The sequence below is a fragment of the Hydrogenophaga sp. genome, assembly GCF_030373245.1.
Classification (GTDB): domain Bacteria; phylum Pseudomonadota; class Gammaproteobacteria; order Burkholderiales; family Burkholderiaceae_C; genus Hydrogenophaga.
Genome location: NZ_JAUCZF010000001.1, coordinates 270,770 through 286,654, shown reverse-complemented (window position 1 = coordinate 286,654; position 15,885 = coordinate 270,770). Strand labels below are relative to the sequence as shown.

At 61.1% G+C, this 15,885-nt stretch carries 16 protein-coding genes; 9 read left to right on the top strand and 7 right to left on the bottom strand.

Going from position 1 to position 15,885, the window contains the following annotated elements; all coding sequences use genetic code 11:
- Positions 1 to 60: 60 nt before the first annotated feature.
- From rpoZ to QUV25_RS01405, 3 genes are read right to left on the bottom strand one after another with little or no spacing between them, the layout of a single operon-like run.
- Positions 61 to 264: a DNA-directed RNA polymerase subunit omega gene (rpoZ, locus tag QUV25_RS01415; RefSeq protein ID WP_300860752.1), complete on the bottom strand. Its 204-nt coding sequence runs from the start codon at positions 262 to 264 to the stop codon at positions 61 to 63.
- 24 nt (positions 265 to 288) lie between these two features.
- Positions 289 to 909 (bottom strand): guanylate kinase, encoded by a 621-nt coding sequence (gene gmk, locus QUV25_RS01410; protein WP_300860751.1) that lies wholly within the window; start codon positions 907 to 909, stop codon positions 289 to 291.
- A 60-nt stretch (positions 910 to 969) separates the two neighbouring features.
- Positions 970 to 1,905: a YicC/YloC family endoribonuclease gene (locus QUV25_RS01405; RefSeq protein ID WP_300860750.1), complete on the bottom strand. Its 936-nt coding sequence runs from the start codon at positions 1,903 to 1,905 to the stop codon at positions 970 to 972.
- Between the two features lie 61 nt (positions 1,906 to 1,966).
- On the opposite strand from QUV25_RS01405, the gene QUV25_RS01400 reads away from it, so the two are divergent.
- The 5 genes from QUV25_RS01400 to hemW all read left to right on the top strand — a co-directional run bounded on the left by QUV25_RS01400 (position 1,967) and on the right by hemW (position 6,633).
- A complete protein-coding gene (locus QUV25_RS01400; protein WP_300860749.1) occupies positions 1,967 to 2,974 on the top strand; it encodes a serine/threonine-protein kinase in 1,008 nt (335 codons plus the stop codon).
- Positions 2,971 to 3,870, top strand: coding sequence for a protein phosphatase 2C domain-containing protein (locus tag QUV25_RS01395; RefSeq protein ID WP_300860748.1), 900 nt, complete (start codon positions 2,971 to 2,973; stop codon positions 3,868 to 3,870). Before QUV25_RS01400 ends, QUV25_RS01395 begins: the two co-directional genes overlap by 4 nt.
- A 129-nt stretch (positions 3,871 to 3,999) precedes the next feature.
- On the top strand, positions 4,000 to 4,731 hold the full coding sequence (gene rph, locus QUV25_RS01390; RefSeq protein ID WP_300860747.1) for a ribonuclease PH: 732 nt from the start codon (positions 4,000 to 4,002) through the stop codon (positions 4,729 to 4,731).
- Between the two features lie 10 nt (positions 4,732 to 4,741).
- Positions 4,742 to 5,359, top strand: a complete 618-nt coding sequence (gene rdgB, locus QUV25_RS01385; RefSeq protein WP_300860746.1) for an RdgB/HAM1 family non-canonical purine NTP pyrophosphatase — start codon at positions 4,742 to 4,744, stop codon at positions 5,357 to 5,359.
- Positions 5,360 to 5,445: 86 nt separating this feature from the next.
- Positions 5,446 to 6,633 carry a radical SAM family heme chaperone HemW gene (gene hemW, locus QUV25_RS01380; RefSeq protein WP_300861975.1) on the top strand — a complete coding sequence of 396 codons (1,188 nt, stop codon included), beginning with the start codon at positions 5,446 to 5,448 and terminating at the stop codon, positions 6,631 to 6,633.
- 129 nt (positions 6,634 to 6,762) lie between these two features.
- Here the strand turns inward: hemW and QUV25_RS01375 are convergent, their stop codons facing one another.
- The 4 genes from QUV25_RS01375 to QUV25_RS01360 are packed head-to-tail and all read right to left on the bottom strand — an operon-like array spanning position 6,763 to position 11,746.
- A complete protein-coding gene (locus QUV25_RS01375) occupies positions 6,763 to 9,378 on the bottom strand; it encodes a PAS domain S-box protein (RefSeq protein WP_300860745.1) in 2,616 nt (871 codons plus the stop codon).
- A gap of 30 nt (positions 9,379 to 9,408) precedes the next feature.
- A complete protein-coding gene (locus tag QUV25_RS01370; RefSeq protein ID WP_300860744.1) occupies positions 9,409 to 10,263 on the bottom strand; it encodes a phosphate/phosphite/phosphonate ABC transporter substrate-binding protein in 855 nt (284 codons plus the stop codon).
- Positions 10,260 to 10,643 carry a response regulator gene (locus tag QUV25_RS01365; RefSeq protein ID WP_300860743.1) on the bottom strand — a complete coding sequence of 128 codons (384 nt, stop codon included), beginning with the start codon at positions 10,641 to 10,643 and terminating at the stop codon, positions 10,260 to 10,262. Before QUV25_RS01365 ends, QUV25_RS01370 begins: the two co-directional genes overlap by 4 nt.
- Entirely contained in the window at positions 10,640 to 11,746 is a 1,107-nt protein-coding gene (locus tag QUV25_RS01360; protein WP_300860742.1) for an ATP-binding protein, read from the bottom strand. Before QUV25_RS01360 ends, QUV25_RS01365 begins: the two co-directional genes overlap by 4 nt.
- A 349-nt stretch (positions 11,747 to 12,095) precedes the next feature.
- Between QUV25_RS01360 and QUV25_RS01355 the strand changes: the two genes are divergently transcribed.
- The 4 genes from QUV25_RS01355 to QUV25_RS01340 all read left to right on the top strand — a co-directional run bounded on the left by QUV25_RS01355 (position 12,096) and on the right by QUV25_RS01340 (position 15,820).
- Positions 12,096 to 13,358 carry a site-specific integrase gene (locus tag QUV25_RS01355; RefSeq protein WP_300860741.1) on the top strand — a complete coding sequence of 421 codons (1,263 nt, stop codon included), beginning with the start codon at positions 12,096 to 12,098 and terminating at the stop codon, positions 13,356 to 13,358.
- Between the two features lie 277 nt (positions 13,359 to 13,635).
- Positions 13,636 to 13,812: a hypothetical protein gene (locus QUV25_RS01350; protein ID WP_300860740.1), complete on the top strand. Its 177-nt coding sequence runs from the start codon at positions 13,636 to 13,638 to the stop codon at positions 13,810 to 13,812.
- Positions 13,813 to 13,975: 163 nt separating this feature from the next.
- A complete protein-coding gene (locus tag QUV25_RS01345; protein WP_300860739.1) occupies positions 13,976 to 14,869 on the top strand; it encodes a hypothetical protein in 894 nt (297 codons plus the stop codon).
- 213 nt (positions 14,870 to 15,082) lie between these two features.
- The gene (locus QUV25_RS01340; protein ID WP_300860738.1) at positions 15,083 to 15,820 is read left to right on the top strand and encodes a hypothetical protein; all 738 of its coding nucleotides are present in this window, start codon (positions 15,083 to 15,085) and stop codon (positions 15,818 to 15,820) included.
- The last annotated feature ends 65 nt before the right edge of the window (positions 15,821 to 15,885 follow it).

The following is a 15,885-nucleotide window of genomic DNA, read 5'->3' as shown; positions in this document are numbered from 1 at the left end:
CTCTGGGCAGGCAAAAAAAAACACCGCTCAGCGGTGTTTTTTGGGAGGAAGACCAGGCGCTCAGAGCGGCACCTTCTTGAGCATTTCCAGTCCAACCTTGCCGTCGGCGATCTCGCGCAGGGCGGTCACGGCCGGCTTGTTTTTGCTTTCGATTTTGGGTGCGTGTCCCTGGCTCAGCATGCGGGCACGGTAGGTCGCGGCCAAGACCAGCTGAAAGCGGTTGGGAATTTGAAGAAGACAGTCTTCGACGGTGATGCGTGCCATGGTGGGCTCCGGTGGAAACAGGGTTCAGGGGATGTTGAGCGCCTTGAAGGTATCGCCGCGAGCGATGCGCTGGGCGGCAAATTTCAGGCGTTGGGCGTGTACGATGGCCTTGAGATCAAACAGAGCCCGGTCGAATAACTCATTGATTATAACGAAGTCGAACTCGTGCGCGTGCCGCATCTCGGTGGCGGCGTTCTGCAGGCGAAGCTCGATCACATCGGCGCTGTCTTCTGCCCGTCGCTCCAGGCGCGAACGCAGTTCTTCCAGGCTGGGGGGCAGGATGAACACCAGGACTGCATTCGGAAAAATGCGTTTGACCTGGATCGCGCCCTGGTAGTCGATCTCCAGCACCACATCGGCGCCTTGAGCCATGCGCTGCTCGATCACCTGCTTGGACGTTCCATACCGGTTGCCGTGGACCTCGGCCCATTCCAGAAACGCCTGCTGGATCACCATCTGGTCAAAGGTGTCCTGGCTCACGAAGTAGTACTCGCGCCCATGGAACTCCTGGCCCCGCGGCGCCCGCGTGGTGTGGGAGATCGATGGAACGACGCGTGAATCCAGCTCCATCAAGGCCTTCACCAGACTCGACTTGCCAGCGCCGCTGGGCGCTGCCACGACATACAGGTTTCCGGGATAGTCCATATCAACAGTCAGTTCAGCTCAGTGGCGCAGGTTCAAGACGAAAAGTTGGCGCGTTCAGGGCTACTCGATGTTCTGCACCTGTTCGCGCATCTGCTCAATCAGCACCTTCATGTCCACCGATATGCGGGTAAGTTCCAGGCTCGACGACTTGGAGCCCATGGTGTTCGCTTCCCGGTGCAGTTCCTGGATCAGGAAGTCAAGCCGTTTGCCCACCTCGGCGCCCTTTTTCAGCAGCCGCTCGATTTCGGTCAGGTGCGAGTCCAGCCGAGTCAGTTCCTCGGCCACATCGATGCGGATGGCGAAAGCGGTGGCTTCTGTCAGAGCCCGGTCGCGGGCCATGTCGCCGGTGACTGCATTGCCCATGCTGCCAGAGGTGGATGGATCGGCCGACGAAGCGGCCAGGGCCTCATTCCAGCGGTCAATGAAGCGCTGGCGCTGCTGCGCCACCAATTGTGGAATCAGCGGCTGAGCGTCTTTGGCCAGCTGCCGCAGCTGCTGCAGGCGGTCAAGCAACATGCTGGCCAGGCGCCGCCCTTCGCGTTCGCGCGCAGCCACCAGCGATTTCAGAGTCGTCTCGCCCAGCTCGACCACCTGTGCATGCATGGCGCCGCTGTGGCTGGTGGGGCGCGCCGTCAGTGCCAGCACTTCGGCCACCGAAAGCGGATGGGCTGTTGGCAGCCAGGCGCGCACTTGGTCTTGAAGACTCACCAGCTTCTGCAAATCGGCCGCACCGGGCGAGCGCACGCTGGCGTCCTGGCGGCCTTCAACCCAGGCGCGCACTTCGACCTTGCCGCGCTTGAGCTGGCTGGTAATCAATTCGCGCAAGGCCGGTTCGGCGCTGCGCAGGTCGTCAGCGAGCTTGAAACTGATGTCCAGGAAGCGGCTGTTGACCGATCGCAATTCCATGCCGACCGCTGGTCCAGGCTCGGCGGCAACCCCGGCAGACGGCCCGCCTAGCTGGGCTGTGGCGTAGCCGGTCATGCTGTAAACTGCCATGGAGATGCGTCCGATCAGGTTGAGAGGTCCACAACAAGGCGTTACGGAACCCGCTTGAATTATGTCAAAGGTCAAACCCGCTCCGCTGCCGCCGGACACCGTGATTGGCGGTTACCGCATTGTCCGCAAGCTGGCTGCGGGCGGATTCGGCGTGGTTTACCTCGCGGTCGACACCGAAGGCCAGCAGGTCGCCGTCAAGGAATACCTGCCGTCCTCCCTGGCCAGCCGGGGACCTGGCGAATTGCTGCCGCAGGTGCAGCCCGAAAAACTCTCGCTCTACCGCCTGGGCCTCAAGAGCTTCTTTGAGGAGGGGCGTGCGCTGGCGCAGATCTCCCATGCCTCGGTGGTCAGCGTGCTCAATTTCTTTCGTGAGAACGAGACCGTTTACATGGTGATGAACTACCTGGAGGGCGCTTCCCTGCAGGAATTCATCATCACCGCGCGCGAGCTCAAGAAGCAGAAGGTGTTTCGCGAGTCCACCATTCGCTCGCTGTACGACGAAATTCTGCGCGGACTGCGCATCGTGCACCAGCACAAGATGCTGCATCTGGACATCAAGCCGGCCAACGTCTTTGTCACCGACGACAACCGTTCTGTGCTGATCGACTTTGGCGCTGCCCGCGAAGTACTCAGCAAAGAGGGCAATTTCATCCGCCCGATGTACACGCCGGGCTTTGCCGCGCCCGAGATGTACCGGCGCGATTCCAGCATGGGCCCCTGGACCGACATCTACGCCATTGGCGCCTGCATCTACGCCAGCATGCAGGGCTATCCACCCAACGACGCGCCCCAGCGGCTGGAGAAAGACCGTTTGTCGCTGGCCCTGTCCCGCTTGCGCGGCGTCTATTCGGACAACCTCATCGAAGTGGTCGAATGGTGCATGTCGCTCGATCCGCTGTCCCGTCCCCAGTCGGTCTTTGCGCTGCAAAAGGAATTGAGCCGAGAAACCGAGCGCAGCTACACCAAGCTCACGGTAGCGGAAAAAATGCGGTTGCAGTTCGACAACATCGTGTCTGACAACAAAAAGTCGGCACGCAAGTCCACCGCAGCGGGAACCCGCTTCAAATGAAGTTTTCGGTCTACCAGATCAGTCGGCAGGGCGGACGCGAGCGCAACGAAGACCGCATGGGCTACGCCTACACCCGAGAGGCGGGCCTTTTTGTGTTGGCCGACGGCATGGGCGGTCACCCCGAAGGCGCGATGGCCGCGCAGCTGGCCTTGCAGACCTTCTCGGCTTACTTCCAGAAGGCCGCCAACCCCACGGTCAAGGAAGTGCCGGAGTTTCTCTCCAGTGCCACCATGGCGGCGCACCACCAGATCATTCGCTACGCCTCCGAGAAGGGCATGCTGGACACGCCCCGCACCACCTTGGTAGCGGCGGTGATGGAGCGCAACCATGTCCACTGGGTGCATTGTGGTGATTCGCGCCTGTACATCGTGCGCGATGGTGCGCTGGTGACGCGAACGCGAGACCACTCCTACATGGAGCAACAGGCCCACCTGGGTCGCGCCACCCAACACATCAACCGCAATATCCTGTTCACCTGCCTGGGATCGCCCGCCAAACCGGTATTCGATCTCTCGGGGCCGCTGCAGCTGCAGCAAGGTGATCGGGTGCTCCTGTGTTCCGATGGTCTCTGGGGCACCGTGACCGACGAAGAGATCGTGAACGAGCTCTCTCGCCGCACGCTGGATCAGTCGGTGCCTGAGCTGGTCGAGATGGCGCTCAAGCGCGGTGGCGCTCGTTGCGACAACGTGACCGTGCTGGCGATGGAGTGGGAAACCACTGAGGAATTCCGAACCACCCGTGTGTCCACCGAAGACATTGAAGACGGCGTGTTCGCTTCAACCATCCAGTCGGGTGTGCCCGACCCCACGATCGAAGATCTGGACGATGCGGCCATCGAGCGCTCGATTGCCGAAATCAACGAAGCGATCCGGCGCACTGCTGAAAAGAACGCTTGATTTTTCCTGCGCCGGCTCGCGACTTCTCCTTGCAACGATTGCGCCAGTGACCCGGCAAAGCCGGCTCTGGGCCGTGTGCTGGATGCCTGGGCCGAACCCCCTTCGAAACCGCTGACAAAGGCCCCTTTCATGACCACTTACGTTCGCCCTGATCAACGGGCCACCGATGCTTTGCGTCCTGTGCGCATCACCCGAGCCTTCACCATGCACGCCGAAGGCTCGGTTCTGATCGAGTTTGGTCACACCAAGGTGCTGTGCACCGCCTCTGTGGAAGAGAAGGTGCCGCCGCACAAACGAGGCAGTGGCGAAGGCTGGGTAACCGCCGAGTACGGCATGCTGCCGCGCGCCACCCACACCCGCAGCGACCGGGAAGCGGCCAAGGGCAAGCAGAGTGGCCGCACGCAAGAGATCCAGCGCCTGATCGGCCGCTCGCTGCGCGCGGTGTTCGACCTCAAGGCCTTGGGTGAACGCACGATTTCGCTGGACTGCGACGTGCTGCAAGCCGATGGCGGCACCCGTACCGCCGCCATCACCGGTGCCTTCGTCGCCGCTCACGACGCAGTGACCCATTTGCTCCAGGAAGGCAAGATCGCTGCCTCGCCGATCAAGGGCCATGTGGCTGCCATTTCGGTCGGCATGTTGCGCGGCCTGCCGTTGTTGGACCTGGAATACATTGAAGACTCGACCTGCGACACCGACATGAATGTGGTGATGACGGGAGCGGGTCACTTCGTTGAAGTGCAGGGCACGGCGGAAGGAGAGGCGTTTTCCCGTTCGCAGATGGATGCGTTGTTGGCCCTGGCCGAAAAAGGCATTGGCGAGCTGGTCGAGCTGCAGAAGCAGACGCTGGGCCTGAAGTGAGACTTTCGCGATGAAGCTGGTCCTGGCCTCCAACAATGCCGGCAAGCTGGCCGAGCTTCAAGCCTTGTTTGCGCCACTGGGTGTGGAGTTGGTGCGCCAGTCAGAGCTCGGCATAGCGGAGGCGCCGGAGCCGCACCGGACGTTCGTTGAAAATGCACTCGCCAAGGCTCGCCATGCGGCGCGAGAGAGCGGCTTGCCGGCGCTGGCAGACGACGCGGGTCTCTGCGTCGAGGCCTTTGGCGGCCTGCCTGGCGTGGACACCGCCTACTATGCGACCCAGTTTGGCTACGAAAAGGGCGACGCGAACAATGTGCGCGCGCTGCTGGAGCAGCTGCAAGGCCAGACCGACCGCCGCGCCGCCCTGGTGAGCACGTTGGTGGCACTGCGAAGTGCTGACGACCCCGAGCCGCTGGTGGCCACAGGTCGCGCGCCGGGTCTGATCACCGAGCGGCCCGTCGGCGACGGGGGTTTTGGCTTTGACCCGGTGATGTACTTGCCGCAGTTTGGCAAGACCTTTGCCGAGTTGCCCACCGAGGTGAAGAACGCGAACAGCCACCGCGGCCGCGCAGCGCGGCAGATGCTGGCGCTCATGCGCGAGCGCTGGTTCGGACTGACCGAGAAGATATGAGCGTGCGCGAAGTCCGCGTGGCCTGGCCAGGTCCGCGATCAGGGCCCTCGCCCGAAGCGCCGCACTGGAGTGATGTGGCGCACTGGATGCGGCCTGGCACCCTGCAGTTGCAAGGGCTGCCACCGCTGTCGCTCTACATCCACCTGCCCTGGTGCCTGAAGAAGTGCCCCTATTGCGATTTCAACTCCCACGAGTGGCGCGACCCGGCCGGCACGACCCTGCCCGAGCAGGACTACCTGGATGCGCTGCGCGCCGACCTGGAAGCCTCGCTGCCGCTGATCTGGGGGCGTTCGGTGCACAGCGTATTCATCGGTGGCGGCACACCGAGCCTGTTTTCACCCGAGGCGATCGATCGCCTGCTGGGTGATGTGCGCGCGCGCTTGCGGCTGGATGCCGACGCCGAGATCACGCTCGAAGCCAACCCCGGCACCTTTGAGAAGGACCGTTTCCGCGCCTTTCGCCAGGCCGGGATAACGCGCCTGTCCATCGGCGTACAGAGTTTCAACGACGCGCACTTGGTGGCGCTGGGCCGGGTGCACGACCGAGCGCAGGCCATCGCCGCGGTCGAGGAGGCGGCGATGGCCTTTGATACCTTCAACCTCGACCTGATGTACGCGCTGCCCGGGCAGTCGCTGGCGGACTGCGAGGTCGACGTCCGCACTGCGTTGGCGCTGGCGCCGCCGCACATCTCGATCTATCACCTCACGCTGGAACCAAACACCTACTTCGCCAAGTACCCGCCGGAATTGCCGCCTGAAGACGACGCCTACGCCATGCTCGACCGCATCACCGAGCTCACGGGTGAGGCCGGCCTGGCGCGCTACGAGGTATCGGCCTACGCCCGGACGGGGCATCAGAGTCGTCACAACACGAACTACTGGCGATTTGGCGACTACCTGGGCATTGGCGCCGGTGCCCACAGCAAGCTCACGTTTGCTCACCGCGTGGTGCGCCAGGTGCGCCTGCGCGACCCGCGCCTGTACCTGGAGCGCGCGGCCATCGACCCAGTGGCCAGCGTGAGCGAAGTGACTCGGGCTGACCTGCCGTTCGAGTTCATGCTCAACAGCTTGCGACTGCTCGACGGCTTCCCCCTGCAGGACTTCATGGACCGCACCGGGTTACCGCTGTCGGCGGTGCAGGCCGGCATCGAACAAGGCGTGGCCAAGGGACTGCTGCAGCGCGATGCCGCACGGGTCTGGCCCACCACCCGCGGCATTGATTTTCTGAGCGACCTGCAGTCGATGTTCCTGTTCGACGGATCGGCAAGCGCCTGACCGGCTGATCGGTGCGTTGGACAGCGCGGTCCGAGGGCGCCGCTGCAGGAGACTCTGCCGACTCCGTGCGCCCATTGGGTCAGGGTGTGCGCATGGGGTTCGTTGAGCGCACCTGTTGTGAGGAAGAACTTACGCGCCCTGTGCCTCGGGCACGGTCTCGGTCGGCTGCGCGATCGCGCCAGTGACAGCCAGGCGAAGCGACAGGGTGGCCACGGTGCCCACACCGGGCTGGCTGCTCAGTGCCACCGAGCCACCGTGAATCTCCGCGATCTCCTTGACCAGGTTGAGCCCCAGACCGGTGCCCGGGATATTGCCCGACCCATCGGCGCGGTAAAAGCGCTCGAAGGCGCGCGCCAGTTGCTCAGGCTTCATGCCCATGCCTTGATCGCTCACGCGGATATGGACCATGGGCGGTTGCTGCTGCATGTCCGTCTCCACCGCCAGCCCCACCTGGGCCTGGCCCGGCGAATACTTGAACGCGTTGCTCAGCAGGTTGGTTAGGGCCTGCTGGATCTTGGCCGCATCGGCCATCACGGTCAGCGCGGGCAGTTCACCATAGGCCACGATGCGGCCCAGGTCCTGGTCGGTGATGCCGCTCACTGCGTGGCTCACGATGTCTTGCAACGGGCTGGGCACGATGTGGAAGTCCTTGCCTTGCCGCGCCTCGATGCGCGAGAGGTCGAGCAGCTCCTGGATCAGGTTGGACAGCAGCGTGCCCTGGCGGTGCACGGTCTGCAGCAGGTCCTTCTGCCGCTCTTCGCTGTAGCGGCGGTGGATCATGAGTTCGGTGAAGCCCAGGATGCTGGCCAGCGGCGTGCGCAACTCGTGCGCGGCAGTGGCCAGAAACTCGCTCTTCATGCGATCGACCTCGAACTGGTGCGTGATGTCGCGGAAGTAGAGGAAGGTCTCGCCGCTGCCGCCGAGGTTGCGCCGGATTTCCCGTTCCAGCACCTTGTGGCCGGGCCGGGCCAGCTCCAGCGTGTGTTTGCCGCCGGCATTGAGTGAGGTGCTCACCAGCGGATAGCTCTCGTAGTCATCACACAGGTTGCGGAACCAGATGTCGAAGCGCTGCAGGGTGCACCAGGACGGCACCTCGCCGATCATGGCGCGCAGCGCGGGGTTGGTCGTGACCAGCACGCCCTGGGCGTCGAACACCGCAAATCCCCCCGGGCTGAGGTTGAACGAAGCATTGAGGCGTGCGGTGCGCTCGATCAGCTTGCGTTTGACCTCGATCTGGGTGCTTACGTCCTCGATCACGCTGATGTAGTGCGTGATGGCGCCGGCATCGTCCAGCACGGGCGATACCGACAGCTTGTTGTAAAAGACCGATCCATCCTTGCGGGCGTGGGCCAGCGTGAGCGTGGTCTCCTGACCCTGCTGCATCGCCTGCTCCAGCTGCTCTTGCCCTTGCGCATCGGTTGCCGACCCCACCAGCAGGCTCAGATTGCGACCCAGCACCTCCGATGCCTCGTACCCGGTGATGCGGGTGAAAGCGGGGTTGACGTGCACGATGGGCTGTGGGAACTGCCGCGCGCTGCTGATCGCGATGCCGTTCATGGTGCAGTCGAGCACTCGGCCGTACAGCGTTAGGTAGGCCTCAGCCTGTTTCATGTCGCTGAGGTCGCGCACGATGCAGGTGAAGCTGATCTCGGGATCGTCGCGGGTTTCGCCGATCAGCAGCTCGATCGGAAACAGCGTACCGTCCTGGCGCAGGGCGGTCAGTTCGAGCTGCCCGATGCGCGACTGGGTGCTGTAAATCAAGGTACCCTCCGCCAGCGCGCTTTGCAACCGCTGCGGATTCATGTCGGGCACGAAATTCTCCAGGGGTCGCCCCTGCATGACAGCGGCGTCCAGTCCGAGCATGCGCTCGGCCGCCGGGTTGAGGGTCACGATGCGCCCGTCTGCCGAAACGCCCACGATGGCATCGGCGGCGGTGTCCAGGATGGCGTGCAGGCGCGCGAGCTTTTGCTGGGTGTCCTGCATGCGGCTGGCGAGCTCGCGCGAGGCCCAGTTGATGGCCTGTCCCAGCTCGCGCACTTCGCGGCTGCGCCAGCGGATCTTCAGCGTGTCACCCGGCTGCGTGGCCATGCGATTGGCGAAGCGCGCGAGTTCGCCCACCGGCCGGATCGCCCGCTGCAAAAACAGGTAGAACACCAGCAGGCCCAGCCCCGCCGCAAGCAGCGCGCCCCCCACCCCGATCAGCCAGTTGCGGTTCGACTGCGCCAGGCGCTGTTGGTGGCTGAACGCCACCTCGACCCAGCCTTCGCTGCGGAGGGTCTGCGCGTCCGCTGCTGCGCCACTATGGCCTGCGGCCGAGCTGATCAGGCTGGCGTGCGCAAACACGTCGTCCTGCTGGTTTGCCGGCGCTCCGGTCGGACCAGCGCGCAACGTACCCACCGGGTACTCGACGCCCAGCTTGCCGCTGGCCTGGCGGCGGATGTTCAGCAGCACCAAACCTCCGGGAGCGGCGATCTCGACCGATTGCACGCCGGGCAAGGCGGTTAATTCCTGCAGTGTGAGTTCCAGCGTGCCGTAGTCGCGTTCGATGATTGGGCCGGCGCTGCTCTTGGCCGCTAGCCGTGCCAGCGCCAGGGCCCAGGCCTGGCTTTCGTCGCGCGTCTCTTGCTGCGATCGCAGGTAGGACAGGCCACCGGTGATGGCGACCCCGAAAACGCACACCGAAGTGACCAGGATCAGCAGCTGGGTGTTCAGGGTGCGCCGCCCTATCCAGCGGACAAGCGACATCGGTGGTCGGGTCAATGTGGGCTCCATGGCTCAGGGCTTGGTGTCCATCACCACGTACTGCTCAAGCGCCAGACGCTCCAGCGGCTGGTAGTCGCGCGCGTAGGTGGCCACCACCGGGTGGGACATGTGCACCGCGTCCAGCAGCGTCTGCATCCCGGGCAAGGCCTCGGGGTGCGTGAGGATTCGGGTGATGCAGGCCTGCACGGCCGGCGCTACACGGGGGTGGGCCACGATCGGGTGTGGCGCTGCTGGCGGCGTTTCGTACAGCACGCGCAACTGGCTGGCCAGGGCCGGCGGTTCGCTGGCGAGGGTGGCCTTCACGCCGCCGGCCGCCTCGGCCTGGCCTGCGATCACGTGCCGGTAGGCGTTGCTGTGGGTGCGCACGTAGTCAGCCTGCGTTTTCACCCGGTGCTCGCGTTCGAGCAGGGCGCGCAGGTACAGCGATGCACCGAAGGCGTTGGGCGCCGGGTAGGCGATGCGCTGGCCGGCCAGGTCGCTGACCGAGCGGACCGTGCTGTTGGCCCGCACCACCAGGATGCCCTTGAGTTCGCGCCGGCCTTCGCGCACCAGAGGCAGGTAGCCCTGCGCCTTGTTGGCCATCACCGCGTGGTAAGGGTTCAGGTAGGCCAGGTCGAATTCACCGGCGAGAAACTGGGTCTCGAACTGGGGGATGGAGAGCGACACCTGCAAGATCACTGGCTGTCCACAGGCCTCGGTCAGGGCGCTGGCGATGGGCCCCCACTGGCGCTGCAGTTCCAGTGTGGGGAACTGGGGCACCACACCCAGGCGAAGCGGCTGGGCGTTGCCTGCCTGGGCCAGCGCCCAGGGGCTGGCCAACAGCCAGCAGGCGGTGACCAGCCAGCGGCTCAGCTTGCTCGCCGTCATGCCGTTCGCCCCAGCATGTTGTCCACCAGGTCGAGCAGCTTGAGCGGACTGAATGCTTTCGTGAGGTAGGCGTCGCTGCCGACCTTGCTGCCCTGGGCCAGGTCTTCCTGCTGGGCACGCGCCGTCAGCATGATGACCTTGGTATGGGAGCCCAGCACCGGGTCTTTCTTGACCTTCTCGCAGACCTGGTAGCCATCGAGCTCGCCCGGCATCATCACGTCGAGCAGCATCAGGTCGGGGCGCAGATTCTGCGCCAGCCGCCATCCCTCGCTGCCGTCGCTGGCCTCGTGGACGTCGGCATCCTCCAGATGCTGCAGCGTGAGCTTGATGAGCTTTCGGATGTCCGGTTGGTCATCGACGATCAGGATCCTGGCGGTCATGTTGTGCTCCGGGCGCGGGTGCGCGCCATGAGGGTGGAGAGGTCTTCGGCGTATATCTGTGCCTGCAGCAGATCAAGCTGGCGGGTATTGCGCAACGGGGCGCCGGTGGGCAGCTCCAGCATCACGGCCAGCCCCTCGCCGCGGTCATCCTCGATCCGCAGGGCGCCACCATGCAATTGCAAGATGCGGTGGGCCAGGGGAAGGCCGATCTGCAGCACGGGCGCCTCGCCCGCCTTGCGCGAGCCCGTTGCTGGCTCGACGCGGAACAAGGTGGCTGCGTGGCGCTGCAGCGCAGCGGTCGACAGCGCGCCCATGTTGCTGATGCCGATCAGCAAGTGGTGGCCGGCCGCGCGGAACGCGACTTCCACGCCCACATGCTGGTTGGCCTGGATCTGGGCGCGCGAGTGCGCCACTGCGTTGTGCAGGCATTCGTGCAGCGCGCGCCGCAGCAGGCGCTCGCTGCCATAGACAGGGGGAAGATCGGCCTTTTCGCCCTTGAAAACCACCGAGACACCGCTCGCCTGCATCAGGGGAGCCAGGGCCTGGCAGGTCGCGCGCACCAGGTCGGGAACAACCATGCGCTCATCGCTGATCAAGACGTCGTCGCCGAACACGTCCACCAGGTCTACCAGGCGGTCCAGACGTTCGCGCAGGTGCTCGACCGCAGCGCCGTGGGCGGGCAGGGTGGTGTCGCGCTGGGCCAATACCTCCTGCATCGGTGGCAGCAGATCGCCACGCAGCACCTCGACAACTTGCTGCAGGCTCAAGCGTTCGTCGCTGGCCACCGGGCGTTCGCCGGCCGGGCTGGCCGCCGCAGTGGTGGACCTGGCGGTGGCGGCGATCAGTCCGGCGACCGGCTTGGGTGCAAAGCGGACCGTCAGTCCCACCGCCCCGGCGTCGGACAGGGCGTCGAGCCGCAGGTCGGTCACCGGTATGCTCGTGCCAGCGGCGATGCCCTGGACGATGGCGCGAACCTGAGGGTCGCTGCCCAGTACCAGCGACGGCCTGCTGGGGTCGGCGCGCGCAGCCTGGTTGGAAAACACCACCCGACCGTCGGGCTGGAACAGCAGCAACGGTGTCTCGACCAGGTCGAGAAGCGTCAACAAAGGGTTGCTGCCAGGGGCAGCAGGTGTGATCTGCATGTTGAACAACCCGTCAACCGATCCTGGACCATCCAGGAAGCAGGGGTTTCGGGTTGTATCGGCAGATCGGCTGCCAGCTTGAGGCTGGCGGAGACTGTGTCCGCTTTCCTAGAGCTTTCTAAGATTTCCAGTCATCTCCTATCGCTCAAGCAAGTCATTGATATAGAACGAAAAAAATCAGAAATATCTCTTCAGATGTGTTCAGGTATCTACACTCTAGCGTAAAATTTTGGGCGGGTGTTTGGGCGGGTAAGCTCTTGCTCCTATGCAATCAATTGCAGTCGGCTCAAAGGACACAGGAGGGGTAGATATGCCCAAGGTAGCAAAGGAGCTGAGCGCTCTGGAGGTCAAGCATCTTCCTCCTGGTGCTCATGCCGTAGGTGGGGTGGCAGGTTTGATCCTGGACGTGTCCGCTAAGGGTGGTAAGACTTGGCTGCTTAGGGTCAGGATGGGCAGCAAGCGCCGGGAAATCGGACTGGGGGGGTACCCCTCGACGTCTCTTGCTGACGCTCGCAACAAAGCCAGAGAGGCACGAGGGGCGATCGAGAAGGGGGGCGATCCAGTGGCGGCAAGGCAGGCGTCCAAGGCCGCGTTGCTAGCTGAACAAGCCAGCTTGAGGACCTTTGAATGGTGCGCAAGAACCTTCATTTCCGAACGCAAAGAGGAGTGGAAGAACGCCAAACATCAAGCGCAATGGCTGGCTACCCTAGAAACCTACGCCTTTCCAATCGTCGGGAAGCTGCCAGTGCAATCAATTGCACTTGCCCACATCATGACTGTGCTGACCCAGCAGCAGGCCGACAAGAACAACGCTCCGCTGTGGGAGGCAAAAACTGAAACTGCAAGCCGCTTACGCGGGCGGATTGAGTCGGTGCTGAACTGGGCAACGGTTCATGGCTACCGCGATGGGCTCAACCCGGCGCGTTGGAAAGGCTACTTGGACGCGGCTCTGCCGGCCCCGAACAAGATTCAGAAGCCCGCACACCACAAGGCGATTCACTACGTTGCGATGTATTCCTTCATGCAGGCGCTGCGCCAGCAAGAGGGGACGGGAGCACGTGCTCTTGAATTCGCTGTCCTCTGCGCCGCAAGGAGTGGCGAAGTTCGAGGAGCAACGTGGAAGGAACTCGATCTGAAAAAAGGGCTATGGACAGTCCCTGGTCAACGGATGAAGGCGGGTAAGCCGCATACCGTTCCCTTGTCAAAGCAGGCCCTGCAGCTCATTGACACGATTGAACCGATGGCAGGCACCGACCTCGTTTTCCCCTCCCCACGGGGTAAGGTGCTTTCTGACATGACACTCACCGCGGTGATGCGTCGAATGCAGGTTCAGGCGGTTCCCCACGGATTTCGGTCAACCTTCCGAACATGGGGCGGGGAACACACCTCTCACCCTCGGGACATGCTGGAGGCGGCGCTTGCTCACACTCTGGAAAGTAAGGTTGAAGCTGCCTATATGCATGGCACTCAAATTGAAAAACGCCGAAAACTTATGCAGGATTGGGCAGATTTCGTCGATTTACCGCAACCGCAAGAGAATAATTTAATTCAACTGAACTCAAAGAATAAGTGACTGTTGACGATAGTGGATTGCTTGATACAATAAGGCAACCTCATAAGTCAATGGAGTGCAGAGGAAAGCCGCGGGGCTTCTAATGCACTCCATATTTGTGCCAAAGGCCCTGCTTTGTTTTGCATTTGCATAGGGCAGAAAAATGGCACTCACTTATGTCTCGAAAGGCGAAGCACACGCTTCCCAACTCCCCACTGCCTCAGCAGTGGAGGCACCAGCAGCAGCTGGGCAACCCAAAAAACCGCAAGCAAAGCGACTTCCACTTGACGGAGTGCGCATGGATCTGCCAATGCGTCTGCGCACAGGTCATATGCTTGCACTGTTTGCCGTATCAGCGGCCCAATTTTATAAGCTGCGAAAGGCCGGAAGGATTCCTGAACCGGCAGGTCACATCGGTACGGGCAAACGGCCCGCTCCCTACTGGATCACCACGCAGATTTCTCCCTTTATTTGAGGGACTCACAAAGCATGCGCGATCCTTACTCGATCTACGATGCAAGCGATGACGAGTGTCTTCCGGTTGCAATGTCTTCGAGGCGGTCTTCCGATTGGTCGTTGAACACATATGAACCCGTTACTAGTAAGCGGGTTTGATGAACTGCAAAGGAGTGCATGTAGTGTCTGTGTCTCTACCTTTGGTAATAGATCGGATCCACGTCACAGTGGCTGTTCCTAGCAAAACACTTTTTGGCCTCCTCATTTCTCAGTTGTATGAAATACTAAGTCTTCAAGAGGACATATTTCCTACAGGAAAGATCAAACTAATTAAGAAGGATTACTATACGCAGTTGGATTTTTCGCAGTCGCCGGATAGAAAAACTGCAGAAATAATTGCAGGAAGCACGAAATCCAAGCACTTGTATTTCAAGTTAGTCCTGTATCTCACCAAATTCAAGCAAGAAGAGTTCGAAAACTTTAAACATATATTGAATGTTTTACTCTCGGAATGGGCCTATGAGAAGCTCCTTTTTCAATCTCGAGTGAGCTATTTGGAGATTGCCAAGGATTTCGTTAACAAAGCCTACCCTGAATTCTTTCCGTACCATCCCAATGTAAAACTTTCTAAAATTTATTTTGGTAAAAAGGATGGCGAAAAAGGATCAACCAACCTTGGTTCTGTCGCAAGTGTGAGAAGGTTTTGTGTGTACGACAAGGCTAAGCAGTTGGTCGAAGAGCAAAGTGGATCAAACTTTGAGAAGCTAATAAGAGTAGAGGTCAGACTCCGAAAAACCGGCATGAGCCCCTATGAGCTCTTAGAGGGATTGGAAAATCCCTTCCATGGTTTGAGGATACTCTCGGTTCAAAAGCTACTGAGTACCTCACAAGAGGAGGCTTGGCTTGCTTTTGTCGAGCAGTGCCGCTGTGTCGGTACCGCACAGGCTCTAGGTGCGTGTAGCAAACAGAACAGAAAGCTCTACAAGACTCGGCTTGACGATGCCAGCGTGGATTGGTGGGACTCCTCAAAGACCTGGGCTGGGTGGCCTGCTGCGTTTGCAGCTATCGTTCCGTGATCCAATCTGCAATCAGTTGCAGACGGGCGGGGGTCTCCTTATCCTAGGTCCTAGTGACAAACTTGTGCTGAACTCTAGTGCAATCGATTGCATCTTTCAGTGCCAGAGCTTGAGCTGCTTTTGCCCAAATACATATCCTGGATCAAAGATCTAGTGAGAGGCGAAATATTCGAGTTTTATTGATAAAACGCCTGCTATTAGGTATAATAGTCAATGAAAACGACCACGCCGCAAACCACAAAAACAAGCGATGATTCGTTGGCTTTTGACGAGCACAGATTAAAGTCTTTCAAGAAGTCGCCGAATGCAGGTTTCATAGATCGAGTTGCAAAGACTCGTCTGTCTAAAAACTTCATTTTGCGTGATTTTCTGTTTTGTGCCTCATCAGCGGCGCAGGGTTTAAGTAATTTTCCTGATGATCTTGCGGAAGCCATCAAGGCAGGTCAAGTGTTATGTGATCGCTTGTTAGAGCCTATTCTGGCTGAGTTCGGACGGTTCGCTGTCACCTACGGCTACCAATCGCGTGAATCCATGGACTTGGATTTAGCGAAAGTCTCCAAATCTTTCCGTTGCAATTCCAGCAGTCCTCACCATTGGGACCGAGGAACGTTTGGCAATGAGGTATATGCCCGGGTGGACATCCTGCCCTTCTGCGTGGAAGACGGCTACGTTGGCAAACGGGCGTTTGGTCATTGGGTCATGCACCATTTGGATGTAGATCTGTGCATGACCTGGAAGCGCAGCAACGTGTTTTGCCTGACCATCGGTCCGAAGCCAAGACGGTGTTGGATAGAGTGGGGTCGCCCTGCAATGGGCGAGAGAAAGCAGGAGGTCGTGATGGGGGCCGACTACTGGCAAAACGTGTACCCAACTCTGCCGATGGCATCACGTCCTAAATTCGGTCCCTCGGCCACTAACGGCTCGCTGCGATGGGGGTCGCATCATGGATAGACCTTTGCCCAAGGTAAGTAGCGGTAATACCCAGTTATCGGTAGTTGAGCCTTCCCTGAACGCAC

Bases quoted from the DNA above. Each gene is read 5' to 3' on its own strand.
- rpoZ (WP_300860752.1), bottom strand. From the start codon at position 264: ATGGCACGCATCACCGTCGAAGACTGTCTTCTTCAAATTCCCAACCGC.
- gmk (WP_300860751.1), bottom strand. From the start codon at position 909: ATGGACTATCCCGGAAACCTGTATGTCGTGGCAGCGCCCAGCGGCGCT.
- QUV25_RS01405 (WP_300860750.1), bottom strand. From the start codon at position 1,905: ATGGCAGTTTACAGCATGACCGGCTACGCCACAGCCCAGCTAGGCGGG.
- QUV25_RS01400 (WP_300860749.1), top strand. From the start codon at position 1,967: ATGTCAAAGGTCAAACCCGCTCCGCTGCCGCCGGACACCGTGATTGGC.
- QUV25_RS01395 (WP_300860748.1), top strand. From the start codon at position 2,971: ATGAAGTTTTCGGTCTACCAGATCAGTCGGCAGGGCGGACGCGAGCGC.
- rph (WP_300860747.1), top strand. From the start codon at position 4,000: ATGACCACTTACGTTCGCCCTGATCAACGGGCCACCGATGCTTTGCGT.
- rdgB (WP_300860746.1), top strand. From the start codon at position 4,742: ATGAAGCTGGTCCTGGCCTCCAACAATGCCGGCAAGCTGGCCGAGCTT.
- hemW (WP_300861975.1), top strand. From the start codon at position 5,446: ATGCGGCCTGGCACCCTGCAGTTGCAAGGGCTGCCACCGCTGTCGCTC.
- QUV25_RS01375 (WP_300860745.1), bottom strand. From the start codon at position 9,378: ATGTCGCTTGTCCGCTGGATAGGGCGGCGCACCCTGAACACCCAGCTG.
- QUV25_RS01370 (WP_300860744.1), bottom strand. From the start codon at position 10,263: ATGACGGCGAGCAAGCTGAGCCGCTGGCTGGTCACCGCCTGCTGGCTG.
- QUV25_RS01365 (WP_300860743.1), bottom strand. From the start codon at position 10,643: ATGACCGCCAGGATCCTGATCGTCGATGACCAACCGGACATCCGAAAG.
- QUV25_RS01355 (WP_300860741.1), top strand. From the start codon at position 12,096: ATGCCCAAGGTAGCAAAGGAGCTGAGCGCTCTGGAGGTCAAGCATCTT.
- QUV25_RS01350 (WP_300860740.1), top strand. From the start codon at position 13,636: ATGGATCTGCCAATGCGTCTGCGCACAGGTCATATGCTTGCACTGTTT.
- QUV25_RS01340 (WP_300860738.1), top strand. From the start codon at position 15,083: ATGAAAACGACCACGCCGCAAACCACAAAAACAAGCGATGATTCGTTG.